Annotated in this window: 23 protein-coding genes and 1 pseudogene; all 24 read left to right on the forward strand. The window is 57.3% G+C overall.

The features are described from left to right. Positions 1-8 precede the first annotated feature (8 nt). The 24 genes and pseudogenes from BST95_RS08465 to gspG all read left to right on the forward strand — a co-directional run bounded on the left by BST95_RS08465 (position 9) and on the right by gspG (position 23617). Positions 9-1238 (forward strand): glycosyltransferase family protein, encoded by a 1230-nt coding sequence (locus tag BST95_RS08465; RefSeq protein ID WP_084198898.1) that lies wholly within the window; start codon positions 9-11, stop codon positions 1236-1238. 8 nt (positions 1239-1246) lie between these two features. Next, a complete protein-coding gene (locus BST95_RS08470) occupies positions 1247-3022 on the forward strand; it encodes a sugar phosphorylase (protein ID WP_084198899.1) in 1776 nt (591 codons plus the stop codon). Positions 3023-3095: 73 nt separating this feature from the next. Beyond that, positions 3096-4286, forward strand: a complete 1191-nt coding sequence (gene fabV, locus BST95_RS08475; protein ID WP_084198900.1) for an enoyl-ACP reductase FabV — start codon at positions 3096-3098, stop codon at positions 4284-4286. Positions 4287-4288: 2 nt separating this feature from the next. Further along, positions 4289-5125: an MBL fold metallo-hydrolase gene (locus BST95_RS08480; RefSeq protein WP_308428307.1), complete on the forward strand. Its 837-nt coding sequence runs from the start codon at positions 4289-4291 to the stop codon at positions 5123-5125. 161 nt (positions 5126-5286) lie between these two features. Continuing rightward, positions 5287-6377 (forward strand): annotated as a pseudogene (locus BST95_RS08485) (AMP-binding protein); the annotation flags it as partial. 234 nt (positions 6378-6611) lie between these two features. Beyond that, the gene (locus tag BST95_RS20435; protein ID WP_240500294.1) at positions 6612-6863 is read left to right on the forward strand and encodes an AMP-binding enzyme; all 252 of its coding nucleotides are present in this window, start codon (positions 6612-6614) and stop codon (positions 6861-6863) included. Continuing rightward, complete coding sequence (locus tag BST95_RS08490; protein ID WP_084198901.1) at positions 6860-7354, forward strand: Lrp/AsnC family transcriptional regulator; 495 nt, start codon at positions 6860-6862, stop codon at positions 7352-7354. Before BST95_RS20435 ends, BST95_RS08490 begins: the two co-directional genes overlap by 4 nt. Then, positions 7344-7808 carry an Lrp/AsnC family transcriptional regulator gene (locus BST95_RS08495; RefSeq protein ID WP_066058167.1) on the forward strand — a complete coding sequence of 155 codons (465 nt, stop codon included), beginning with the start codon at positions 7344-7346 and terminating at the stop codon, positions 7806-7808. Before BST95_RS08490 ends, BST95_RS08495 begins: the two co-directional genes overlap by 11 nt. Before the next feature lie 14 nt (positions 7809-7822). After that, the gene (locus BST95_RS20440; RefSeq protein WP_240500282.1) at positions 7823-7966 is read left to right on the forward strand and encodes a hypothetical protein; all 144 of its coding nucleotides are present in this window, start codon (positions 7823-7825) and stop codon (positions 7964-7966) included. Further along, positions 7915-8694: a CoA transferase subunit A gene (locus tag BST95_RS08500; protein ID WP_240500283.1), complete on the forward strand. Its 780-nt coding sequence runs from the start codon at positions 7915-7917 to the stop codon at positions 8692-8694. Before BST95_RS20440 ends, BST95_RS08500 begins: the two co-directional genes overlap by 52 nt. A 17-nt stretch (positions 8695-8711) precedes the next feature. Further along, positions 8712-9512, forward strand: a complete 801-nt coding sequence (locus BST95_RS08505; protein ID WP_084198902.1) for a CoA-transferase subunit beta — start codon at positions 8712-8714, stop codon at positions 9510-9512. Between the two features lie 3 nt (positions 9513-9515). Continuing rightward, positions 9516-10580 (forward strand): NAD(P)H-dependent flavin oxidoreductase, encoded by a 1065-nt coding sequence (locus BST95_RS08510; protein WP_084198903.1) that lies wholly within the window; start codon positions 9516-9518, stop codon positions 10578-10580. A 12-nt stretch (positions 10581-10592) separates the two neighbouring features. Continuing rightward, entirely contained in the window at positions 10593-11348 is a 756-nt protein-coding gene (locus BST95_RS08515; RefSeq protein ID WP_066058179.1) for an enoyl-CoA hydratase family protein, read from the forward strand. Between the two features lie 9 nt (positions 11349-11357). After that, a complete protein-coding gene (locus BST95_RS08520) occupies positions 11358-12524 on the forward strand; it encodes an acyl-CoA dehydrogenase (protein ID WP_084198904.1) in 1167 nt (388 codons plus the stop codon). A 3-nt stretch (positions 12525-12527) separates the two neighbouring features. Then, positions 12528-13574 (forward strand): acyl-CoA dehydrogenase family protein, encoded by a 1047-nt coding sequence (locus tag BST95_RS08525; protein ID WP_084198905.1) that lies wholly within the window; start codon positions 12528-12530, stop codon positions 13572-13574. Positions 13575-13589: 15 nt separating this feature from the next. Further along, entirely contained in the window at positions 13590-14738 is a 1149-nt protein-coding gene (locus BST95_RS08530; RefSeq protein ID WP_084198906.1) for an acetyl-CoA C-acetyltransferase, read from the forward strand. 14 nt (positions 14739-14752) lie between these two features. Then, the gene (locus BST95_RS08535) at positions 14753-15640 is read left to right on the forward strand and encodes an SDR family oxidoreductase (RefSeq protein ID WP_084198907.1); all 888 of its coding nucleotides are present in this window, start codon (positions 14753-14755) and stop codon (positions 15638-15640) included. 74 nt (positions 15641-15714) lie between these two features. Next, positions 15715-16887 carry an acyl-CoA dehydrogenase family protein gene (locus tag BST95_RS08540; RefSeq protein ID WP_084198908.1) on the forward strand — a complete coding sequence of 391 codons (1173 nt, stop codon included), beginning with the start codon at positions 15715-15717 and terminating at the stop codon, positions 16885-16887. Further along, on the forward strand, positions 16884-18086 hold the full coding sequence (locus BST95_RS08545; RefSeq protein ID WP_066058196.1) for an acyl-CoA dehydrogenase family protein: 1203 nt from the start codon (positions 16884-16886) through the stop codon (positions 18084-18086). The genes BST95_RS08540 and BST95_RS08545 overlap by 4 nt, the downstream gene beginning before the upstream one ends. Continuing rightward, positions 18083-18874, forward strand: a complete 792-nt coding sequence (locus BST95_RS08550; protein WP_084198909.1) for an SDR family oxidoreductase — start codon at positions 18083-18085, stop codon at positions 18872-18874. Before BST95_RS08545 ends, BST95_RS08550 begins: the two co-directional genes overlap by 4 nt. 26 nt (positions 18875-18900) lie before the next feature. Continuing rightward, the gene (locus BST95_RS08555; protein ID WP_084198910.1) at positions 18901-20103 is read left to right on the forward strand and encodes an acetyl-CoA C-acyltransferase; all 1203 of its coding nucleotides are present in this window, start codon (positions 18901-18903) and stop codon (positions 20101-20103) included. Positions 20104-20209: 106 nt separating this feature from the next. Then, complete coding sequence (gene gspE, locus BST95_RS08560; protein WP_084198911.1) at positions 20210-21949, forward strand: type II secretion system ATPase GspE; 1740 nt, start codon at positions 20210-20212, stop codon at positions 21947-21949. Positions 21950-21952: 3 nt separating this feature from the next. Next, complete coding sequence (locus BST95_RS08565; RefSeq protein WP_084198912.1) at positions 21953-23161, forward strand: type II secretion system F family protein; 1209 nt, start codon at positions 21953-21955, stop codon at positions 23159-23161. Positions 23162-23173: 12 nt separating this feature from the next. Further along, a complete protein-coding gene (gspG, locus tag BST95_RS08570; protein WP_084198913.1) occupies positions 23174-23617 on the forward strand; it encodes a type II secretion system major pseudopilin GspG in 444 nt (147 codons plus the stop codon). Positions 23618-23624: the final 7 nt, after the last annotated feature.

Genomic DNA, 23624 nt, shown 5'->3' on the forward strand with positions numbered 1-23624 from the left:
CGAAATACATGGGTGATTTTTACCAGAACGGCATCATTACCACGCTGCATAACCTCTCCGATCGACCGCTCGAAGAGTTGGAGGCGGATCTGCAGGCGTTTTCTCGCGAACGTCCTATGGGGTTGATTCTGCCGTCACTGTATTCGGAGTTGGAGGGCGAGGCGATGCCCAAGATACTGGACGAACTCCAGGGCGCCGGTTATCTGTCGGAAATTGTGATCGGTCTGGATCGGGCGACCGAGGACCAGTATCGCCAGGCACTGGGTTTTTTTGGACAATTGCCGCAGCGCCACCGGGTGCTCTGGAATGATGGGCCGCGTCTCAAAGCACTGGACGAGCAGCTCCAGGCCCAGGATCTGGCGCCCAAGGAATTGGGCAAGGGGCGCAATGTCTGGTATTGCATGGGTTATACGCTGGCATCCAATCGCACCGAATCTGTGGCTTTGCACGACTGTGACATCGTGACCTACGAACGCTCCATGCTGGCACGGCTGATCTACCCGGTGGCCCATCCGCGATTCAACTATGAGTTCTGCAAGGGTTATTACGCCCGGGTTGCCGACGGCAAGATTAACGGTCGTGTAAGCCGTCTGTTGGTGACACCGCTATTGCGCGCATTGAAAAAATGTCTGGGTGATATGGAGTACCTGGATTACATGGATAGCTTCCGTTATCCGCTGGCGGGGGAGTTCTCCTTCCGTCGAGATGTGCTCAATGACATTCGTATTCCCAGTGACTGGGGGCTTGAGATCGGCGTTCTGTCCGAGATGTATCGCAACTACGCCAACAATCGCCTGTGCCAGGCAGACATCGCCGATGTATATGATCACAAGCATCAGGAACTTTCCGCCAACGATGATCAGGGTGGGTTGTCGAAAATGTCCATCGATATCACCAAGGCGTTAATTCGCAAGCTGGCGACCCGGGGTGTGACGTTTAATACAGAGTTGTTTCGTTCCCTGAAGGCCACTTACTACCGCATTGCCCTGGATTTTGTGGAGACCTATCACAACGATGCAGTAATGAATGGCCTGACATTGGATATTCACAATGAGGAAAAAGCGGTGGAGATGTTTGCCGAGAATATTATGAAGGCAGGCGAAGCGTTTCTGGCGCGGCCCATGGAGCGTCCCTTTATTCCCAGTTGGAGCAGGGTGATCAGCGCCTTGCCCGATGTGCTCGAACAGCTTCACGAGGCGGTTGAGGCCGATCACCGCGATTTCGGGCAGGGGGGCTAGCGGGCACCATGCAACAGCGTGACAGCGATCAGGCCCATTTACTGGACCGGGTTCAACACCATGTTGACCTGATATACCGAACCAACCCACTGTCGGTGAACCTGGACAGCCTGGCTACATCACTGCTGGAACTGATGCGCCTCGATCCTGCTGCAGCACCACCGCCGCAGTACGTGAATCACTGGAGCCAGCGCGACGCCATTGCAATTACCTACGGCGATAGCATTCTCAGGGAAGGTGAAAAGCCCCTGGTGACATTAAAACGTTTTTTCGATCAGCACAGCGAGGGCTTGCTGACAGGAGTGCATATTCTGCCGTTTTGTCCCTGGAGTTCAGACGATGGATTTTCGGTGCTCGATTATTCCAGCGTGAATGAAGCATTGGGTACCTGGGATGACGTCGAAGCCATCGCTGGCAGTTACGACCTCATGGCGGACCTGGTCATTAACCACTGTTCTGCGCGCAGCCTGTGGTTCCAGAATTTTCTCAAGGGTGAAACGCCGGGCAAGGGGTACTTTTTTACCGCATCGCCGGAGGATGATCTGAGTCAGGTGGTGCGGCCGCGCACGTCCGAGCTGCTGCGGGAAGTGGAGACCAGCGAGGGTACGCGGTACGTTTGGTGCACGTTCAGTCACGATCAGGTGGACCTGGATTTTCGCAACCCTGAGGTGCTCAAGCAGTTCGTCAGTATTGTCCGTCATTATCTCGACAACGGCGTGCGAATTTTTAGGCTAGATGCGGTGGCGTTCCTGTGGAAAGTCGCCGGTACCACCAGTCTTAATCTGGAGGAGACACACGAGGTAGTGCGGCTGTTGCGCACTTTGGTCGAGCACGCGGTTCCCGGTGCGCTGCTGATTACTGAAACCAATATCCCCAACCAGCAGAACCTGTCTTACTTTGGTAACTCCAATGAAGCCCACTGTATCTACAATTTTTCGCTGCCGCCGCTATTGGTCAACACACTGGTCACCGGGAATTGCCAGCATCTGAAGATGTGGATGATGAGTATGCCTCCAGCCCAGAACGGCACGGCGTATTTCAATTTCATCGCCTCGCATGATGGTATTGGCTTGCGCCCTGCAGAGGGTTTGCTCAGTGATGCCGAGCTCACGTCATTGGTCGAGACCATGGGGCAATTTGGTGGTCATGTGTCTTACCGTGCTCTGGAAGATGGGCAGAGCAAACCCTACGAGATCAATATCTCGCTGTTTGATGCCCTGCAAGGAACGACATCGGGGCCTGATGAGTGGGGCGTGGAGCGCTTTGTGTGTGCGCATGCCATCATGCTTGGCCTGGAAGGCATACCGGGCATTTACATCCACAGCCTGCTGGGTACGCGCAATGACTATGACCGTGTAGAGAATGCCGGGCACTATCGCGCGATCAATCGGCATCAGTGGGATGATGAGGCGCTGGAGTCGGTGCTGTCGCGCGAGGATTCCAGTCACGCTCAAGTGTTCGCCCGTATCAAGGCGCTGCTGGCGATTCGCCGTGAGCAGGCAGCATTTCACCCCAATGCCACGCAGTTTACGCTGCATCTGGGTGATGCCGTTTTCGGTTTCTGGCGCCAGAGTATGGATCGCCGCCAGAGTGTGTTCTGTATCAGCAATATTTCCAATGCCGCTATACCATTGGCATTGTCGGATATTAACCTGATAGGCACCGATGATTGGGTGGACCTGATCAGCGGGACCCACTATCACGGCCGCGATGAGGTCATCGACGTGCACCCCTACCAGACAGTGTGGATTACTAACCTGGAGGGTCACTCCGGGGCCCTGTAACTGCATTTGTGCCAGCGAAGCTGTGTTAAACTCTCTGACCAGATAATGACGCAATTTCAGGGACCTTTAGCCAATGATCATCAAACCACGTGTGCGCGGTTTTCTTTGTATTACTACTCACCCCACCGGCTGTGAAGCCAATGTTAAAAAGCAGATCGATTATGTGAAAGCGCAGGGCCCGATTGAAGACGGCCCCAAGCGTGTGCTGGTGATTGGCGCTTCGACCGGTTATGGCCTGGCTTCGCGCATCAGCGCTGCTTTCGGTGCGGGCGCTTCCACCCTGGGTATTTTCTTCGAGAAAGAAGGCACCGAGCGCAAGCCCGGCACCGCCGGCTGGTATAACTCCGCGGCGTTCCACAAGTTCGCTGAAGAAGAGGGCCTGTATGCCAAGAGTATTAATGGCGACGCCTTCTCCGATGACATCAAGCAAAAGACGATTGAAACCATCAAGGCTGATATGGGCCAGGTGGATCTTGTGGTTTACAGCCTGGCCGCCCCGCGTCGCCAGCACCCGGTTACGGGCGAGGTTCACAATTCCACGCTTAAGCCGATCGGCAAGGATACCGTGCAAAAAGGTGTCAACACCGATAAGGAAGAAGTACAGGACTTCCATATTGAACAGGCCAACGATGACGAGATAGCCAACACCGTTGCCGTCATGGGTGGCGAGGACTGGCAGATGTGGATTGAAGCGCTGGATGCAGCGGGCGTGCTCGCTGATGGCGCCAAAACGACTGCTTACACCTATATCGGTGAAAAGCTGACCTGGGATATTTACTGGCACGGCACCATCGGTGCTGCCAAGAAAGATCTGGATAGGCGCGTCATCGATATTCGCGAGCGTCTGGCGGCCAAGGGTGGCGATGCCCGCGTCTCAGTGCTTAAAGCGGTAGTGACCCAGGCCAGTGCAGCTATTCCGGCCATGCCGATTTACCTGGCGTTGCTGTTCAAGGTGATGAAAGAAAACGGCACCCATGAGGGATGCATTGAGCAGGTTGATGGCCTGTTCCGCGATTCGCTCTATGGCGCTGAACCCTATCTCGACGAAGAGGGTCGTCTGCGGGCAGATCGCAAGGAGCTCGACCCTGCGGTGCAGGCGGCGGTGGCCGATCTTTGGCAGGATATTAATACTGACACGCTACACGATCTTTCCGACTTCGCTGGCTACAAGCGCGAATTCCTGCAGCTGTTCGGGTTCGAGGTTGACGGTGTTGATTATGAAGCCGATGTCGATACAGTTGCGCCCATCGAGAACCTGGTGTAATCGTGCTTGATCACGGCGTACCGTTTCGTCTGAACGCCAGGGTCAGGCGTATTGTGGCTCCCAACCCCGGGGTGATGACCGGTGCGGGAACCAACACGTACCTGCTGGGGGATGAGCAGATCGCCGTGCTTGACCCTGGGCCGGCGATTCCCGAGCACATTGATGCCATCCTGGAAGCTGGCGGTGACAAGATCAAATGGGTGGTATGCACTCACACCCATCCGGACCACTCGCCCGCCTGGAAAGCTATTGCCGACGCCACCGGCGCCAAGCCCCTGGGTATGTCGCCAGAAGATAAAATGTTTCAGGATGAGACATTCAAGCCGATCTGGGAGCTTGAGCACGACGACGTGTTACGCAGCGACGAGTTCACGCTGCGGGCGGTTCATACGCCGGGTCATGTGAGCAACCATTTCTGCTTCTTTCTGGAAGAAGAGCGTATGTTGTTTGCTGGTGACCATATTATGAACGGTTCCACGGTTGTTATCGTACCGCCCAGCGGCGATATGAAGGCCTACATCGAGTCACTGCAGCTGTTGCTGGAGTACGATCTGGAGCTGATTGCACCGGGACACGGTGAGGTGATGGAAAATTCCAAGGCCATCGTGGAGTGGCTGGTGAACCATCGCCTGCAGCGTGAGGCCAAGGTCATCAAGGGCTTGCAGCACACCGGTCGGGCCAATCTCGATACGCTGGTCAAGGTGGTTTACGACGATGTCGATGAAGGTCTGCACGAGATGGCCAAACTGTCGATGAGTGCCCATTTGATCAAGTTGCAGCAGGAGCAAAAGGTCCTGCAGCACGCGGATGACGACAGCTGGGAGCTGGTCAACAGCTAAGTCTCTGTTTTCTTAGAACTTCTGCGGATAGTGGGCGCTATTCTTAGAATAAATGGCGCTATTCGTAGAAAATTGAACCAATAGCTACGAAATCCGGTTGTTGGCCCCGTCGAAGGCGCCTATGATGCATCTCACTCGAATGCAGAGGGATGCCCGCAATCATGTCGGACGCCTACCAGCCCCGAACCCTGCCGCAGCTGGTCACCCAGGCCGCTGCCACTCATGGCGCACGCACGGCCATTACCGATGGCGATGTAACGCTTAGCTACACCCAGCTCGATGAGGCCCGGATTGCGGCCGGCCGGGCATTTATTGCTGCCGGGCTTGGGAAGGGCGACCGCATTGCCATCTGGGCTCCCAATATCTATCAGTGGATTATTGCCGCGATTGGTGCGCAGTCAGTAGGCGGCGTGCTGGTACCGCTGAATACCCGCATGAAAGGGGCAGAGGCGGCCTATGTGCTGCAAGCCAGCGGCGCGAAATTACTCTTTACCGTTGGCGACTTTCTGGGGGTGAACTACCCAGCACTGCTGCAGGAGCAGGCACTACCCGCGCTGGAGCAGGTGGTGATGCTAGACGGGGGTGACGGTGGAGTGTCTTGGGAGATATTTCTGGCCGAGGGCGATTCTGTGGCTGCCCAAGAGGTGGCGGCCCGTGCCGATGAACTGACGCCAGATGATGTGCTCGACATCCTCTTTACATCCGGTACGACAGGCAATCCCAAGGGCGTGGTGACCTGTCATGGCCAAAATATCCGGACCTTTGAAAACTGGAGTGCTACGGTCGGTCTGCGCGCTGATGACAACTATCTGGTCATCAATCCCTTCTTCCATTCCTTTGGCTATAAAGCTGGCTGGCTGGCCTGCATTATCCGCGGCGCTCATATGTTGCCGGTAAAGAACTTCGACCTCGATGCGGTAATGGCGCAGATTGCCCGCGAACGTATCTCTATGATTCCCGGCCGCCAACGATTTACCAATCGCTGCTGGCGCACCCGCAGCGCGCTGACTATGACTTGTCCAGCCTTCGCCTTGCAGTGACTGGTGCTGCACCGGTCCCGGTTTCGCTGGTCGAGCAAATGCGTGAGGCGTTGGGCTTTGAGGTGGTCGTCACCGCTTATGGACTCACGGAATCCTGCGGCGTGGTGTCGATCTGTAGGGCCGATGACAGCGCGGAGCGCATTTCCCACAGTTCGGGAAAAGCCATGGACGGTGTTGAGATGAAATGTGTCGACGCCGCCGGGACTACTGTGGCAGCTGGCCAAGAGGGCGAAATTTGGTTCCGCGGCTTCAACGTGATGCGCGGCTATCTCGATAACCCCGAGGAGACTGCGAAGACCGTGACCGTCGATGGTTGGCTCAAAACCGGTGACGTTGGCGTGATGGACGCAGAAGGTTATGTGCGCATTACCGACCGCATCAAGGACATGTTTATCGTCGGTGGCTTCAACACCTATCCGGCAGAGATCGAAAATATTCTCTGTGGCATGCCCGGCGTGGCACGCGCTGCCGTCATTGGTGTGCCCGACGAGCGTATGGGTGAGGTCGCCCGGGCGTATATTGTGCGCGAGGCGGGTGCCGACCTTGATGAGGCCGCGGTCATTGCCTGGTCCCGCGAGCAAATGGCGAATTATAAGGTGCCCCGCAGCGTCGGATTCCTCGACGAGTTTCCCATGAACGCCGGTGGCAAAATCTTGAAGAATAACCTGCGCGACCTGGCGGCAAAGGAGCTGGCATGAACCTCGCCGCAACCAGCGACCAGTCTGCGCCGATTGAGCTCGACGCCACCGATGTGGGCATCATCGAGCTGCTGCGAGAAGACGGTCGCATGGCGTTCCGCGCCATAGCGCGAGAGCTGAATATTACTGAGGCCACCGTGCGCAGCCGGGTGCGCCGCCTCGAAGAATCAAACACCATGCGTGTCGTCGCCGTGACAGATACCCAGGCCGCTGGCTTTGACATGCTGTTGGCCGTAGGTGTGCAGGTAGAGGGCAGGGCGCCGGAAGAGGTTGCCCGCGACCTGGCCAGTATTCCTGAGGTGTTCTCGGTGAACGCAGTAGTAGGCGCTCACGATATAGAGATTCTTGTTGTGGCGCCTGATCAACAGGGCCTGAATGCACTGCTCAGTGACACCCTAGGTACCTTACCCGGTGTGCGCAAGTTAACCCCATCACTGGCGGTCGATGTACTCAAGAATCAACCGGACTGGGTGCCGTTTCATGACGCGTAGGCTGGACGAGGTGGATGCCGCTATTGTTGAGCGTCTGGCGCCGGACGCCCGCATCAGCAATCGTGAAATTGCTGAGAGCCTGGGTGTGAGTGAAGGTACCGTGAGGGCGCGTATCAAGCGCATGGAAGAAGAACGCCAGGTGCGCATTACCGCGGTCACCAATATCGATCGCTTTGACAATCACGCGCTGGCCTATATCTGGATCGAGGTAGAGCGCAGTGACCAGGCGCGCGAGGTAGCGAGCCGACTGGCCGAAGTGGGAGAGCTGGGTTTTGTCGGCGTCATGCTGGGGCGCTCTGACATCCTGGCGATCACCATGGTCCGCAATGCCGAGCACCTGGCGCACTTTATTCACGACCGAATTACCAGCATCGAGGGCGTGCGTCGCACTGAAAGTACCCTCGGCGTCAATTTCATCAAACACGATTACCGCATGGCGCGGATCGTCAGTTAAGTAAGGAAAACGACATGAACAAGCAGATGACAGCGGCTGACGTTGTCGCTCAACTGGAAGATGGCATGACCATCGGCATTGGCGGTTGGGGCCGCGGCGCAAGCCGATGGCGCTGGTGCGGGAAATCCTGCGCTCTGACCTCAAGGATCTCACCGTAGTGTCCTACGGAGGCGCCGACGTGGGCATGCTCTGTGCGGCCGGCAAGGTGAAAAAGGTGGTATTCGCGTTTGTGTCACTGGATTTTATCCCGCTGGAGCCTTACTTCCGTCAGGCGCGTCAGTCAGGTGCCATCGAGGTGATGGAAATTGATGAGGGCATGATGTTGCTGGGGCTGCGCGCCGCTGCCTGGGGTGTGCCTTACATCCCCACCGAGGTTGGTCTGGGTACAGACATCGTGACCAAGAACCCCGACATCAAGGTGATTGATAGCCCTTACGATGACAAAGAGTGGGTCGCCATGCCGGCACTGAAGCTCGACGCGTCATTGATTCACGCTGACCGCGCTGACGAGCGCGGGGTCTGCCAGATCGCCGGCCCCGATCATTATATGGACGACTGGTTCGCTCGCGCCGCCGACAAAACCTTTGTCTCCTGTGACGAGCTGGTTGCCACCGAATACTTCCACGACCCTGCCCAGGCTCGCCTGGTGCACTGGGAACGCTCGCAGACGACAGGTGTGGTGCCTATTGCCGGTGGCGCGCACCCGACCTCTTGCTCACCGATGTATGGCTTCGATGTGCCCCACTTCAAGGCCTACACAGGTTCTGCGAAAGAGGGCGGTATCCAGGCGTACTTCGATAAGTACCTGGGTGCCTCTGAGGAGGAGTACCAGCAGAACGTCGGTGGCCTCGACGCCATCCGCGCCATTGAATTGCCCACTTACTGATCGGCAAGGAGATCAACATGACTGTAGCAAGTGATTACACCCTGGCCGAACTCTGCATCGTAGCGGCGAGCAAGGCTTTTGCCGATGAGGGCGAGGTTCTCGCGACCGGTATCGGTGTGATTCCCCGCCTGGCCGCGAGCCTGGCGATGAAAACCACCAACCCCGACCTGATGATGACGGATTCAGAGGCCTGGATGCTCAGCGAGCCCAATCCGATTGGCAAGCGCGGCGAAGACCATATGCAGGCCAACGAGAGCTGGATGGGCTTTTCCCGCATTTTTGACAACGTCTGGAGCGGCAAGCGTCACGCCATGCTCGGCCCCACCCAGATCGACAAGTACGGCCAGACCAATACATCTGCGCTGGGCGGCACCTATGAGGCGCCCAAGGTGATGATGCTGGGCGCCCGTGGATTCCCGGGTAATTCAATCTCTCACCCCAACAGCTTCTTTGTGCCCAGCCACAATACCCGCGTGTTCATGGACGGCGAGTGCGATTTCGTTTCCTCCATCGGCTACAACCCCGAGCGTCTGCCCAAGGGCCACAGCCTGGACGATATCGATATCCGCCTGATTGTGACCGACCTGTGTGTTATGGATTTTGGTGGGCCGGATCACCAGATTCGCCTGGTATCCCTGCATCCCGGCGTCACCGCCGAGCAGGTGCAGGAAAACACGGCGTATGCCGTGCATATCGAAGGCGACATTCCCACCACCGAAGCGCCCACTGAGGAGCAGCTGGCGATCATCGCGCAAATGGACCCGCACAATCAGCGCGCTTACCAGATCAAGGACAATCCTCCGGGCGTTCGGAGCTAGGCCATGCTGCAAACGCGACTGACAGAACTGCTGGGCTGCCAATACCCCATCGTGCAAACCGCGATGGGGTGGGTGGCCGATCCACGCCTGGTAGCCGGTAGCTGTAATGCCGGTGGCTTTGGTTTTCTCGCCGGGGCGACGATTCCCGCCGACGAAATGGAGCGCGATATCCTGCGGGTCAAGGAGCTGACCGATAAGCCCTTTGGTGTGAACTTCCATATGTATCAGCCGAATGCGGCTGGGATCGTGGATATGGTGATACGCCACGGCGTGAAGGCAGTCAGTTATTCGCGCTCACCGGGCCCGGACATGATTGCCAGGCTCAAGGACGCGGGCGTTATCTGTATGCCTACAGTCGGTCTGCCCAAGCACGCCATTAAGGCGGTGGAGCTCGGGGCTGATGTGGTCACCGTGCAGGGCGGTGAGGGTGGCGGCCATACCGGTGCCATTCCCACCACATTGCTGATTCCCCAGATTGTGGATGCGGTGGGCGACAAGGTGCCTGTGGTCGCAGCCGGTGGCTTCAAGGACGGTCGTGGCCTGACGGCAGCGCTGTCCTGGGGCGCCGATGGTATTGCCATGGGAACACGCTTCCTGATGACAGAGGAGAGCCCGGTTCCCCGGGAGACACTGCAGCGCTATATCGATTGTCGCAACCCCGGCGAGATTATTGTCTCTAAAGCCATGGATGGGTTGCCGCAACGCATGATCATGAATGAGTTGCTCACTGATCTTGAGAAAGCCGGGCCATTGAAAAAGCTGATGATAGCCCTGCGCAATGGTCTCGCGTTTCGCGAGCATACCGGTGCCACGTTCACGAGTCTGCTGAAGTCTGCCTGGCAAATGCATAACGATTCAGACCTCACCACGGCCCAGGCAATGATGTCGGCCAACGCCCCGATGATTATTCAGAAAGCCATGGTTGAGGGACACCCCTCTGAGGGTGTGCTGCCCTCCGGCCAGGTGGCCGGCGTGATTGACGAACTGCTCAGCTGTGAAGAGCTGATTCATTCCATTGTGAGCGAAGCCGAAGCGCGCCTCACAGCGCTCGCCCAGCGCGTTCAATAACAGGAGCTGAAGATGTCCAAGCCCTTTAATACCAGTATCGAGAACGGCATTGCCGAAATGATTCTGGATCATCCCCCTGTCAATGCCTTTGACAGCGCAGGCTGGTTTGCGATTGCCGACGAGATCGACGCACTGGGCGTTAACGATGATGTTCGCGTGATTATCATCGGCTCTGCCAGCAAAGGTTTTTGTGCTGGCGTTGATATCAAGGAACTCGCCGCCGACGGCAGCAAGATCGTTGATGTGAACAAGGGGAATTACGAAACCTTTCGCGCGATTCACCGCAACCCCAAGCCGGTCATCGTTGCGCTACACAATTTTGTGCTCGGCGGTGGTATCGGCATGGCGGGCGCTGCGGACATCATTGTCTGCTCCGAATGTGCGCGCTTTGGTGTGCCTGAGATTGACCGCGGTGCCATGGGCGGTGGCGCTCATCTTCAGCGCATGTTCCCCGTACAAAAAGTGCGCTACATGTACTTCACCGGTGAATTTATTGATGCGCAGGAAGCCTATCGCCTCGGTGCGGTCGAGAAGGTGGTTCCCCTTGAGGAATTGCTGCCCAATGCACGGGAGATTGCCGCAAAAATTGCCGACAAATCCCCCGCCATGGTCCGGCTCGCCAAAGAGGCGCTGACCGGTATCGAGGATGGCAATCTGGAAGACAAGTATCGTTGGGAGCAGGGCTTCACGCTCGAGGCCTATACGATGGGCGATTCGCAGGAATCACGCGACGCCTTTGTTGAGAAGCGCGACGCGAAATTCGATTGAGAGTAAAGAATGGACCTGAATTTTACTGAAGAGCAAAACGCATTTCGTGAAGAAGTGCGTAGCTGGCTGGCGGCCAATGTGCCGGCGCAGCCGCTGACTACCTTTGATACAGCCGAGGGCTTCGCGCAGCACCGCGAGTGGGAGGCCAAACTGAACGAAGGCCGCTGGGGCATGGTGACCTGGCCTGAAGAACTGGGCGGCCGCAGCTGCGACCTGATCGAGTGGCTGATTTTCGAAGAAGAATACTACAAGGCGCGCGCGCCGCTGCGGGTGAACCAGAACGGTATTTTTCTGCTCGGCCCCACCCTGATGGAGTACGGCACCGAAGAACAAAAGGCGCGCATTCTGCCGAAGATGGCGACCGGTGAAGAGGTCTGGGCCCAGGGTTGGTCTGAGCCCAATGCCGGATCAGACATGGCGGCTATCCGCTCCACTGCGCGCCTGGAAGGGGATAAGTACATTATTAACGGCCAGAAAACCTGGTCTACCCGGGCGGTCTGGGCTGACTGGTGTTTTGGTATGTTCCGCACCGATCCTGATTCGGAACGTCATCGCGGTTTGACGTTTATTCTGGTGCCGCTGGATTCACCGGGTATTACGGTGCGGCCCATCCCCCAGCTGGACGGCCTGCCGGGTTTTGCAGAAATATTCTTTGATAACGTGGAAGTGGATGTTTCCAATCGCCTCGGTGACGAGGGCGCTGGCTGGAGTGTGGCTATGGCGACCGCAGGTTTTGAACGCGGCTTGATGTTGCGCTCTCCTGCGCGGTTCCAGGAAACCGCCCGTCGCCTGGTAGAACTCTACAAGGAAAATCGCGCCTCGGCGGATCGCGATCCGTCGGTGAAGGATGCCGTGTTGCGTGCCTACATGGACGCAGAGAGCTATTGCCTCACCACCTATCAAACTGCCTGTCGCCTGAACAAAGGCGGCAAAATTGGTGCAGAGTCCTCAACGAACAAGATCTTCTGGTCTGAGCTCGATCAAAACATGCACGCGACTGCTATGAGCATTCTCGGTGCCCGGGCAGAGCTATTGTCCCATGCGCCAGATGCGAAAGGGGTGGGCACCTGGTTGGATGGGTGGCTGTTTTCCCAGTCCGGTCCCATTTATGCCGGGACTAACGAAGTCCAGAGAAACATTATTGCCGAGCGCATGCTCGGTATGCCGAGGAAGTAAGTCATGGATTTCACTTTTAGCGAAGATCAATTGCTGTTCCAGGATTCCGTGCGCGACTTTCTAGTCAACGAAATTACGCCTGAGCGCATTCGCTCAAGCTGGGATACCGAGACGGGTCGCAGCCAGGAGCTATGGGCGCAGCTCGCGGAGTTGGGTCTGACGGGACTTACTGTCCCGGAAGCCTTCGGTGGGCTGGGCATGAGCGAACTCGATTTCGTATTGTTGGCACAGGAGTGCGGCTACGTGGCCCTGCCGGAGCCGCTGGTTAACAGTGTGCTTGTAGCGGTGCCGCTCCTGAAGACCATCGGTGGCGACCTGGCGGAACAATGGTTGCCACAGGTGGCCACTGGCGAGGCGCGGGTTGTTGCCGGTATTGAGCAAAATTTGCTGGCGGAAGACGCACATGTGGCTGACCTGGTGCTGTGGTACACAGAAGGTAGCTGGTATGCGCTGACCCAGGAGCAGATGACGCTACAACACAACGAGTCGGTTGACCCCTCACGCAGGCTGTTCAGTGTGAGTGTGAATAGCGACGTCGATGCGGTAGCAAATGGCGAACAGGCAGCGACGCTGCTGGAAGCTGCTCTCAATCGTGGGGCGCTCGGCGCCGCGGCGCAAGCGCTTGGTCTGGCCCAGCGCATGATCGATATCTCTGTTCAATATACCAGCGAGCGGCAGCAGTTCGGCCAGGCCATCGGTACCTTTCAGGCTGTCAAACATCACATGGCCAATGTTGCTGTGCGCCTTGAATATGCCAAGGCGCCAGTGCATCGCGCGGCTTACAGCATTGCTCATGGCGAAGCCGTTGCAGCTCATGCGGTGTCGCAGGCCAAACTGATGGCCTGTGAGGCGGCCAATCTTGCGGCCAAGAACTGTCTTCAGGTGCATGGGGCCATGGGTTACACCTGGGAAGTTGATCTGCATATCTTTATGAAAAAAGCCTGGGCAATGGCCAATACCTGGGGCGACGCTGCGTATCACAAAGAGCGCGTGGCAGAACACATTTTTGCGGACGGTGCGGCACTCGGTGCCGACGGCACGCTCGGCTAAGTAAGGAGATTAGAAATGGCAGATGCTTATATTGTAGATGCGGTGCGTTCACCTACCGGGCGACGCAAAGGCGGGCTGGCTCACGTGCATGGCGCCGACCTGGGCGCGCATGTGCTCAAGACACTGGTAGCGCGCAACAGTATTCCCGACGATGAGTATGACGATGTGATGTTTGGCTGTGTCGACACGATCGGGCCGCTGGCGGGCGATATTGCCCGTACCTGCTGGTTGGCTGCCGGTCTTTCCGATGTGGTGCCGGGAACCACGATTGATCGTCAGTGTGGTTCGTCACAGCAGGCTGTGCATTTCGCCGCACAGGCCATTATGGCCGGCGTGAACGATGTTGTGATTGCCGGCGGTGTGCAAACTATGACGCAGATTCCGATCTCGTCTGCGATGATCGCGGCTGAGCCGCTGGGCTTCAGCGATCCTTTCACCGGTTCCAAGGGCTGGGTAGAGCGCTACGGCGATGTACCCCCGACCCAGTTCCGCTCGGCGCAGATGATAGCGGACAAGTGGGAGTTGTCGCGCGAAGATCTCGAAGTCTATTCGCTTGAATCCCACACCCGTGCGCTGAAGGCAATTAAAGAAGGTCGCTTTGATCGCGAGATCGCACCGCTGGAAGGGGTGACCATGGACGAGACACCGCGCGAATCCACCCTCGAGAAAATGGCGGAGCTGGGCTATCTGTTTGGCTGCGACAAGGTCACTGCGGGTGTGTCCAGCCAGACCTGCGATGGATCTTCCGCCATGTTGATCGTGTCAGAAGAGGCGCTTAAGCGCTACAACCTGACCCCTCGTGCACGTATCGCGCATATGAGTGTGCGCGCTGCGGATCCTATCTGGATGCTGACTGCGCCGATTCCCGCCACGGAATACGCTTTGAAAAAGACCGGCATGAGCATGAGCGATATCGATCGTGTGGAAATCAATGAGGCGTTTGCCTCTGTGGCCATGGCCTGGCTGAAGGAAACCGGTTACGACCACGAAAAAACCAATGTGAATGGCGGTGCGATTGCCCTTGGTCATCCGCTGGGTGCCACGGGTACCAAGCTGATGACCACATTGCTGCATGAACTCGAGCGCAGCGGTGGTAAGTACGGCCTGCAAACCATGTGTGAAGGGGGTGGTCAGGCCAACGTCACCATCCTGGAAAGATTGTAAGAAGGAATAGATTGATGAGTGGAATTCTCGAAGGACGCGTCGCGATTGTCACTGGCGCTGGTGGCGGCCTGGGTGCTGCCCACGCAAAGGTCTTTGCCAGCGAAGGCTGTGCCGTGATCGTTAACGACATTAACACTGATGCCGCTCAGGCGGTTGTCGATGACATCGTTGCCGCTGGCGGCAGGGCGGAGGTCAACAGCTCCGACATTACTCACTATGACGACAGCCTTAACGCTATCAAGCAGGCTATCGACGGCTTTGGCGGCCTGCACATTGTGCTTAACAACGCCGGCATCAACCGTGACCGTATGTTCGCCTCCATGACCGAGGCAGAGTGGGACGCGATTATGAGTGTGCACCTCAAGGGGCATTTCTGCATGAGCTCGCATGCTGTTCACTACTGGCGCGGTCAGGCCAAAGAAGGCAATACCGTTGATGCTCGCATTATCAATACCACTTCAGGGGCCGGTCTTCAGGGCTCTATCGGTCAGTCTAACTACGCAGCCGCCAAGGCGGGTATTGCCGCGCTGACCTTGAACCAGGCTGCGGAGCTGGGACGTTATGGTATTACAGCGAATGCGATCGCGCCCTCTGCGCGTACTGGCATGACCACCGCAGTGCCGGAAATGGCCGAGCGCATGAAGAAGCCCGACGACGGCAGCTTTGACCACTTCGCACCTGAGAATGTTTCCAACCTGCTGGCCTGGCTGGCATCGCCCGCCGCGGCGAACGTGTCCGGTCGTGTATTTGAAGCTGAGGGTGGCCGCATTTGTATCTGCGACGGCTGGCGCACAACCGACGGCGTCGATCGCGGCGCTGCCTGGGCGCCCGCCGAGATCGGCGAGGCGATGGAAGAGCTGCTGGCCAAGGAATCCCCCGCGCAAAAAGTCTGGGGTACCTGATCCAAAAATGGGGGACAGACCCCATTTTTTGAAGAGCAAAAAACGGGGTCTGTCCCCCCATTTAGAGAACGACGATGGAATTTGCATTTACTGAAGAGCAGGAAATGATCCGCGATACCGCGGAGGCTTTCCTTGCTGAGGTGTCTACCAGCGAGGCCGTGCGTTCAGCGATGGCCACTGAAGCCGGTTATGACGCCGAGCTATGGCAGCGTATCTGCGGCGAAATGTACTGGCAGGCTATTCACATTCCCGAAGAGTACGGGGGTATGGGGCTGGGGTATGTCGAAGTCGTTGCGATGATGGAACAAATGGGCCGCTATCTGCTGTGTTCACCATTTTTTGCCACGGTCTGCCAGGGAGCGAATGCGTTGCTGCTGGCCGGCAGCGATGAGCAAAAAACGCATTGGCTGGGCAAGCTTTGTGAAGGTGGGCTCACAGCCACCATCGCCAGCAATGGTGGCGTCTCAAGTTGGGGACCGGAGTCGGTGACAGCCACCTGGCGACGCGACGGCGATGCCTATGTTCTTGATGGCAGCTATCGCTATGTGATCGACGGCCATACAGCACAGTTGATTGTGGTCGCTGCTCGTGAAGTAGGCAGTGAGGAAGAAAGCGGTATCAGTCTTTTCCTGTTGCCCGCAGATACCCCGGGACTGAGCCGGGAATGGCTGCCCACCATGGACCAGACACGCAAGCAGGCGGCACTGTCTTTGGATGGCGTGCGCCTCGAAGCCGATGCCCTGCTGGGTGACGCCGGCTCTGGTTGGGCAGTGCTGAGCCAGGTGCAGGATTTGGCGGCCATTGCGCTCGCGGCAGAGCAGGTTGGTGGCTGCCAGCAGTTGCTCGATAGCGCGGTTGAATACACCAGTGAGCGGGTCCAGTTTGGCCGTACCATTGCCAGCTTCCAGGCCGTGAAGCACAAGGCTGCTGACATGATGCTGCTGACCGAAGTAGCGCGCTCGGCGATTTACTACGCCGCCTGTGTTGCACAGGAGGCACTGCAAGGCACAGAGCTGGCTGCGGAGTTGCCCGAGGCGGCGAGCGTGGTTAAGTCCTATTGTTCCGATGCCTACTTCGCTATCGCCGGTGACACGCTGCAGTTGCATGGGGGTGTTGGTTTTACCTGGGAATACGACGTGCACCTGTATTTCAAGCGAGCGAAGTCGTCCGAACAGTTATTGGGTAATGGTACGCAGCATCGCGAGCGCCTGGCCGCACAACTGCTGGACGCGGAGGACGCGGCATGAAACTGAGTTTTAGCCCGGAAGATGAAAAGTTCCGTGAAGAGATTGCTGGCTGGTTGAGCCAGAACCTGACCGGTGAGTTTGAGAAACTGAAGTATCGCGGCGGCCCTGGTGATGAGCACATGTATCCGCAAGAGCGTCAGGGCTGGGAAAAGAAACTAGCCGAGGGCGGCTGGACCTGCGTGGGTTGGCCCGAGGAGCACGGCGGTCGCGGCTGCAGTATCGAGCAGCAGGTCATCTTTTTTGAAGAGTATGCCCGCGCCGGTGCGCCGGGCCGCGTAGGACACATTGGCGAAGGATTGGCCGGTCCTACCATTATTGCCTTTGGTACCGAAGAGCAGAAACGTAAGTACCTGCCAGGTATTGTGGCCGGTACTGAGCTGTGGTGTCAGGGATACTCGGAACCGAGCGCCGGTTCAGACCTGGCAAACGTGAAAACCAAGGCCCGCTTTGACCAAGCAAAGGGCAAGTGGATTATCAATGGACAGAAGGTGTGGACCTCATTGGCTCACGAGTCCGACTACTGTTTCGTCATCGCCCGAACAGACCCGGATTCTGTGGCGCACAAGGGCCTGGGCTTCTTCCTGATCAAAATGGATCAGCCGGGAATCGATGTTCGTCCTATTGAGCAAATCACGGGCACCTCCGAATTCAACGAAGTGTTTTTTGACGACGCCGAATGCGACGCCACAGATATAGTTGGCGCGCCCGGCGAGGGCTGGAAGGTGGCCATGGGGCTGCTCGGCTTTGAGCGTGGCGTCTCCACCCTGGGCCAGCAAATGCAATTCCAGAACGAGCTGGATGAAGTCGTCAAAGTTGCGAAATCCAATGGCGCCGCCAGTGACCCTGTGATTCGCCAGCGAATTGCCAAGGCACACGCTGAACTCAAGATCATGCGCTACAACGCCATGCGTATGTTGTCGGGCCAAAGTGGCTCAGATGGTTCGCTGCAGAAGGAAGCGCTGATTTACAAGTTGTTCTGGGCTACGTGGCACCGCAGTCTGGGTGAACTCGCTATGGATGTGATGGGCCCTGAATGTGAGATTCTGGAGGGCGGCCCGTATGAGCTGAGTCGCCTGCAGTCCATGTATCTATTTGTGCGCTCCGACACGATTTATGGCGGCACCAATCAGATCCAGAGAAATATCATCGCCGAGCGCGGTTTGGGCATGCCCAAGGAACCAAAGGGAAAAGCAGTATGAGTCTTAAAAAGCCGGAGTATGTCCCCGGGCATGGCCTGATCAAAGGTAAGTCTGTACTGATTACCGCAGCAGCCGGTGCTGGCATTGGTTTTTCTGCTGCAACCAAGGCCGCAGAGGAGGGCGCCCGCGCCATTGTGCTGAGCGATATCCACGAGGAGCGCCTGGAAGCAGCGGTCGAAAAGCTGAAGCAGGATACAGGTCTGACCGAGGTTTATGGCAAGACCGGTAACGTCGCCGTAGAAGAGGATGTACAGGCGCTGGTCGATTTTGCCGAGGAAACACTTGGCGGGGTTGATATCCTGATTAACAACGCCGGCCTAGGCACGTCAAAGCTGCTGATCGATATGGAAGACGACGAGTGGCACAAGGTGATTGACGTCACGCTTAACGGCACCATGCGGATGACGCGTTACATGATGAAGGTGATGAAGGCCCGGGGCGAAGGCGGTGTTATCGTTAACAACGCTTCGGTGCTGGGTTGGCGGGCACAAAAAGAGCAGGCGCATTACGCCGCGGCCAAAGCCGGTGTTATGGCGCTGACTCGCTGCGCTGCGCTGGAAGCTGCAGAGTTTGACGTGCGGATTAACGCTGTATCGCCGTCGATTGTATTGCATCCCATGCTGCGTAAGTCAGCCTCTGAGGAACTTCTCGAGGAGCTTGAGTCCAAAGAGGCCTACGGTCGCGCAGCAGAGGCCTGGGAAGTCGCCAATGTCATGATGTTCCTGGCTTCCGATTATTCAAGTTATATGACTGGCGAGATTGTCTCTGTGTCCAGTCAGCGTTCCTGATCCATTTATCTCAAGGGGAGAAAACCATGAGAGAAGCAGTTATCGTATCCACCGCCCGCACCGGCCTGGCTAAATCATTCCGCGGTGGTTTTAACAATACTGAAGCGCCGGCCATGGGTGGTCACGTCGTGCGCGCTGCCGTAGAGCGGGCCGGTATCGACGCCGCTGAAGTCGACGATTGTATTTTCGGTGCCGCCGCTCAGCAGGGTACCCAGGGTTACAACATTGGCCGCCTGTGCGGCGTTGCCGGTGGCCTGCCTAAAACAGTGGCAGGGATGTCCATGGACCGCCAGTGTTCCTCCGGCCTGATGTCGATCGCCACTGCCGCCAAGAGCATTATGTGCAATGAGTATGACATTGCTGTCGCCGGTGGTGTGGAGTCCATCTCGCTGGTTCAGACCAAGCACAAGAATACCCACAAGGCGGTCTCTGAGACTGTTACCGCTATCGACCCCACGGCCTACATGCCGATGCTGGAAACCGCTGAGGTGGTCAGCGATCGCTACGGCATCAGCCGCGAGTCCCAGGATGAGTACTCGTTGCAGAGCCAGCAGCGCGTTGCCGCTGCCCAGGAAGCCGGCCTGTTTGCCGATGAAATTGTGCCTATGAATGCCACCATGGCCGTGTTCAATCGCGAGACCAAGGAGACGACCTTCCAGGAAACGGTGGTGGACCGTGATGACTGCAACCGCCCCAGTACGACTCTGGAAAGCCTGGCTTCATTGGAGCCGGTCTTCAAGGATGGCCAATGGGTGAAAGAAGGCCACTTTATTACGGCGGGCAACGCCTCCCAGCTCTCCGATGGCGCCTCAGCCTGTGTAGTTATGGACAGCAAACTGGCTCAGCAGAAGGGGCTGGCCCCACTGGGTATTTATCGTGGTCTGGCGGTGGCTGGCTGCAAATCCGACGAGATGGGCATCGGTCCTGTGTTCGCCGTACCCAAATTGCTCAAACGCCACGGCCTGAGCATTAATGACATTGATCTGTGGGAACTTAATGAGGCGTTTGCTTGTCAGGTTATCTACAGTCGTGACCAGTTGGGCATTGACAATGACAAGCTGAACGTGAATGGCGGCTCTATTGCTATTGGCCACCCCTTCGGCATGAGCGGGGCGCGCATGGTCGGTCACGCCCTGATCGAAGGTAAGCGCCGCGGAGCAAAATACGTGGTTGTCACCATGTGTATTGGTGGCGGCATGGGTGCTGCAGGCTTGTTCGAGGTCGCCTGATACCTCCCATTGTCATTGCATCTACTGCTACAATGGCGGCCATTCCATCCGGGGTGGCCGCTTTCCGGTCGCGCTGATGAAATTTTAAACAGCTGCCTGGAGCACAATGAAAAAAATCGGCGAATTGCTGGTAGAGCAGGGAAAACTCTCAGAGCGCGATGTAGAGCGGGCACTGCTCGCCCAGAGTGAAATGGGCGAAATGTTTGGCCAGGTCCTTGTCAAACTCGGACTGGTATCTGAGCTCGACTTTGCCAATGTGCTCTCGACCCAGATTGACATCCCCCTGCTCAGCGCCTCGGATTACCCCGAGGAACCCGTGCAACTAGACGCGCTCGCTCAGGATTTCATGTTCAGCCACCACGTGGTGCCGCTGGCAAAAAGCGATGCCGGCGTCAGCTTCGCCGCGGCTGTTCCCCAGGACCCGTTCCTGGCGAAGGCGCTGCGTATGGCACTTGATTGCCCGGTCGACATATCCCTGGGGCTGGAATCTGACATCAATCGTGCCCTGCAGCTGTATTTGCAGCAGGACGAGAGTGAAGAAGACGAGGTCTTCGACCAGTTTGGCGGGCAGAGTGACGATGAATTTATCGAGCACCTGAAAGATCTCGCCAGTGAAGCACCGGTCATTCGTCTGGTGAACCAGATTATCCACCGGGCCGTGGACATGCAGGCCTCGGATATCCATATTGAACCCTTCGAAGACGGGCTGCATCTGCGCTACCGCATTGATGGCGTTCTGCAGGATCACCCGGATCCCCCGGCTGCCAATCTGTCTGCCGCGATCGCATCCCGTATCAAGCTGCTGTCACATATGAATATTGCCGAGCAGCGCTTGCCCCAGGACGGCCGGATTATGACTCGCGTCAAAGGCCACGAACTGGACCTGCGTGTCTCCACTATTCCCACCGTGCATGGCGAGAGCATCGTCATGCGTGTGCTCGATCGCGAGAGTATTCGCCTGAGTCTGCCCGACATGGGCTTCTCGGAAGATACGCTGAGCAAGTATCAGGATTTGCTGGCCCGCCCCCATGGGGTATTGCTCGTGACCGGTCCGACTGGCTCAGGTAAGACCACAACGCTTTACGCCTCGCTGGCATCACTGGATTCCGATCGGCTCAAGATCATCACGGTTGAAGACCCGGTCGAATACCAGTTGCAGGGGGTGAATCAGATACAGGTTCAGGCCCAGATTGAACTCACCTTCGCGCGGGCGCTGCGAGCTATTCTGCGTCAGGACCCGGACATCATCATGATTGGTGAAATGCGCGATACTGAGACAGCACAAATCGGCGTGCAGTCTGCGCTTACCGGTCACCTGGTGCTCTCTACGCTGCACACCAACACCGCGGCAGGTGCCATTACTCGCCTCGAGGACATGGGGGTTGAACGATATCTGATTACCTCGTCAGTCAATGGGGTACTTGCGCAGCGCCTGGTGCGGACTCTATGCAGTCACTGTAAGGAAGAAGTTCCCCTGGGCAGTGCGGACATGGAGGCGTCGGGGATTGCCGCATTCCTCGAGCCTGGCCAGAAAACGGTGTATCAGGCGGTGGGCTGTGAACACTGCATGCATACCGGTTACTCCGGCCGGACCTCTATTCACGAACTGTTCCCCCTGGACGATGAAATGCACCGGGTCATTATGATGGGCGCCGACGCAACCACGCTGCATGCGGCGGCACGACGCCAGGGTATGTATACGCTGTATGAAGACGGCCTGCGCAAAGTGGCGAAAGGGCTCACATCTATGGAAGAGGTGCTGCGTGTCACCCAGGATCAGAGCGATGATGTTGTCGAGGACGTCGCCGCTGTCGAGAGCCTGGATGTCGAGCAGGCGGTGATTTAAGCGGTGGCAACCTATAGTTACAAGGCGGTCGGACGCGACGGCAAGCCTCGCGATGGCCTCGTAGAAGCCGATGGCCTGGAGCTGGCGTCACGCCAGTTGCGAGCCCAGGGCCTGACCCTGCTCAAGCTTGAAGCCGGCGACAAACTGGCAGGTTCCGCCAAGAAAGTAGCGACCAAGCCCCCTGGCAGGCAGGAAGTCCTGTCGATGACAACCGAACTGGCGGTGCTGTTGCGCGCCGGCCTGCCGCTGGATCGCGCCCTCAAGGTGCTGATTGATATGGCGTCGCATCCTGCCATGGAAGCCCTGCTGCAGGATTTGCTCAAAAACGTGAAGGGCGGTAAGCCGCTCAGTGCCGCGCTTGAGCCACACGAGAGTGTCTTCGGGTCGTTTTACATCAGTATGGTGCGAGCGGGCGAGGCCAGCGGTCAGCTGTCTGCGGTGCTCGATCGTCTGGTCGAATATCTGGAAAACGCCAAGGCCAATCGCGACAGCGTCATTTCTGCACTTATTTATCCCACTATTCTGCTGGTGGTTGCCGTGCTGTCTGTAGTGCTCATGCTCGGCTTTGTTGTGCCCCAGTTTGAGGCCCTGTTCGAGGATATGGGCGACGCATTGCCGTTACTCACCCAGTGGGTGCTTGCGGGGGCCGACTTCATCAAGTCCTGGGGGTGGTTGCTGGCGCTATTGGTTGTCGGTGGCGGTATAGCGTTTCGCAACTGGGCCAGTTCTGATGCGGGCAAGATGTCGCTGGATGAGCGGATGTTAAAATTACCACTGGCTGGCGGGATCGTCTTCGAATTTGAGATGTCGAAGTTCGCTCGAACGGTGGGAACCCTGCTGGGCAATGGGGTGTCGCTGCTGAAAGCAATATCCATCGCGATTGATACCGTCGACAATCGGGTCATGCGCGATTCCCTGCAGGTGCTGCCACCTGCGGTCAAGGGCGGCCAGCGGATGTCGGTAGCCCTGGAAGACTCAGGTAAGTTCACGCCCATGGTGATACAGATGGTGCGGGTGGGCGAGGAATCGGGCAGCCTTGATACGATGTTGCTGGAACTCGCCAAGGTGTTCGATGATCACGTGCAGTCCGGCGTTAAGCGCGGTCTGGCGTTGCTGGAGCCGGTCCTGATTCTCACCATGGGATTTGTCATCGCGATTATTATTATTGCCATTCTAATGGGCATTATGTCGGTCAATAACCTGGCCATTTAGAGGAAAAAAAAGATGGAACTGAACAAGCAAGCTCGCTTGGGGCGGCGCCTTCAAAGCGGCTTTACCCTGATGGAACTGCTGGTGGTGCTGGCTATTCTTGGCCTGTTGATGGCGCTGGTAGGCCCCAATGTACTCAACCAGTTGGGCGGGGCAAAAACCAAGACCGCAGGCATCCAGATCAAGGACCTGGAGCAGGCGCTGGAAATGTATAAATTGGACGTCGGCCGTTATCCCTCGACTCAGGAAGGCCTTGAGGCATTGGTGAGCAAGCCCGGCAGCATCACCGGCTGGAATGGCCCCTACCTCAAATCCGACGTGCCCATGGATCCCTGGAATCGTCCCTACAACTACAAGTACCCCGGTGACAACGCCGAGGTCGACATCTTTACCTACGGCGCCAATGGTACGCCGGGCGGTGAAGGTGAAGATCGCGACGTGGGTAACTGGAAGCAATAATCCAAAA

This window comes from Halioglobus japonicus (assembly GCF_001983995.1).
Classification (GTDB): Bacteria; Pseudomonadota; Gammaproteobacteria; order Pseudomonadales; family Halieaceae; genus Halioglobus; species Halioglobus japonicus.

Excerpts from the sequence above, each read along its gene's own strand:
- BST95_RS08465 (WP_084198898.1), top strand. The coding sequence starts at position 9 with ATGGGTGATTTTTACCAGAACGGCATCATTACCACGCTGCATAACCTC.
- BST95_RS08470 (WP_084198899.1), top strand. The coding sequence starts at position 1,247 with ATGCAACAGCGTGACAGCGATCAGGCCCATTTACTGGACCGGGTTCAA.
- fabV (WP_084198900.1), top strand. The coding sequence starts at position 3,096 with ATGATCATCAAACCACGTGTGCGCGGTTTTCTTTGTATTACTACTCAC.
- BST95_RS20435 (WP_240500294.1), top strand. The coding sequence starts at position 6,612 with ATGCCCGGCGTGGCACGCGCTGCCGTCATTGGTGTGCCCGACGAGCGT.
- BST95_RS08490 (WP_084198901.1), top strand. The coding sequence starts at position 6,860 with ATGAACCTCGCCGCAACCAGCGACCAGTCTGCGCCGATTGAGCTCGAC.
- BST95_RS08495 (WP_066058167.1), top strand. The coding sequence starts at position 7,344 with ATGACGCGTAGGCTGGACGAGGTGGATGCCGCTATTGTTGAGCGTCTG.
- BST95_RS20440 (WP_240500282.1), top strand. The coding sequence starts at position 7,823 with ATGAACAAGCAGATGACAGCGGCTGACGTTGTCGCTCAACTGGAAGAT.
- BST95_RS08500 (WP_240500283.1), top strand. The coding sequence starts at position 7,915 with ATGGCGCTGGTGCGGGAAATCCTGCGCTCTGACCTCAAGGATCTCACC.
- BST95_RS08505 (WP_084198902.1), top strand. The coding sequence starts at position 8,712 with ATGACTGTAGCAAGTGATTACACCCTGGCCGAACTCTGCATCGTAGCG.
- BST95_RS08510 (WP_084198903.1), top strand. The coding sequence starts at position 9,516 with ATGCTGCAAACGCGACTGACAGAACTGCTGGGCTGCCAATACCCCATC.
- BST95_RS08515 (WP_066058179.1), top strand. The coding sequence starts at position 10,593 with ATGTCCAAGCCCTTTAATACCAGTATCGAGAACGGCATTGCCGAAATG.
- BST95_RS08520 (WP_084198904.1), top strand. The coding sequence starts at position 11,358 with ATGGACCTGAATTTTACTGAAGAGCAAAACGCATTTCGTGAAGAAGTG.
- BST95_RS08525 (WP_084198905.1), top strand. The coding sequence starts at position 12,528 with ATGGATTTCACTTTTAGCGAAGATCAATTGCTGTTCCAGGATTCCGTG.
- BST95_RS08530 (WP_084198906.1), top strand. The coding sequence starts at position 13,590 with ATGGCAGATGCTTATATTGTAGATGCGGTGCGTTCACCTACCGGGCGA.
- BST95_RS08535 (WP_084198907.1), top strand. The coding sequence starts at position 14,753 with ATGAGTGGAATTCTCGAAGGACGCGTCGCGATTGTCACTGGCGCTGGT.
- BST95_RS08540 (WP_084198908.1), top strand. The coding sequence starts at position 15,715 with ATGGAATTTGCATTTACTGAAGAGCAGGAAATGATCCGCGATACCGCG.
- BST95_RS08545 (WP_066058196.1), top strand. The coding sequence starts at position 16,884 with ATGAAACTGAGTTTTAGCCCGGAAGATGAAAAGTTCCGTGAAGAGATT.
- BST95_RS08550 (WP_084198909.1), top strand. The coding sequence starts at position 18,083 with ATGAGTCTTAAAAAGCCGGAGTATGTCCCCGGGCATGGCCTGATCAAA.
- BST95_RS08555 (WP_084198910.1), top strand. The coding sequence starts at position 18,901 with ATGAGAGAAGCAGTTATCGTATCCACCGCCCGCACCGGCCTGGCTAAA.
- gspE (WP_084198911.1), top strand. The coding sequence starts at position 20,210 with ATGAAAAAAATCGGCGAATTGCTGGTAGAGCAGGGAAAACTCTCAGAG.
- gspG (WP_084198913.1), top strand. The coding sequence starts at position 23,174 with ATGGAACTGAACAAGCAAGCTCGCTTGGGGCGGCGCCTTCAAAGCGGC.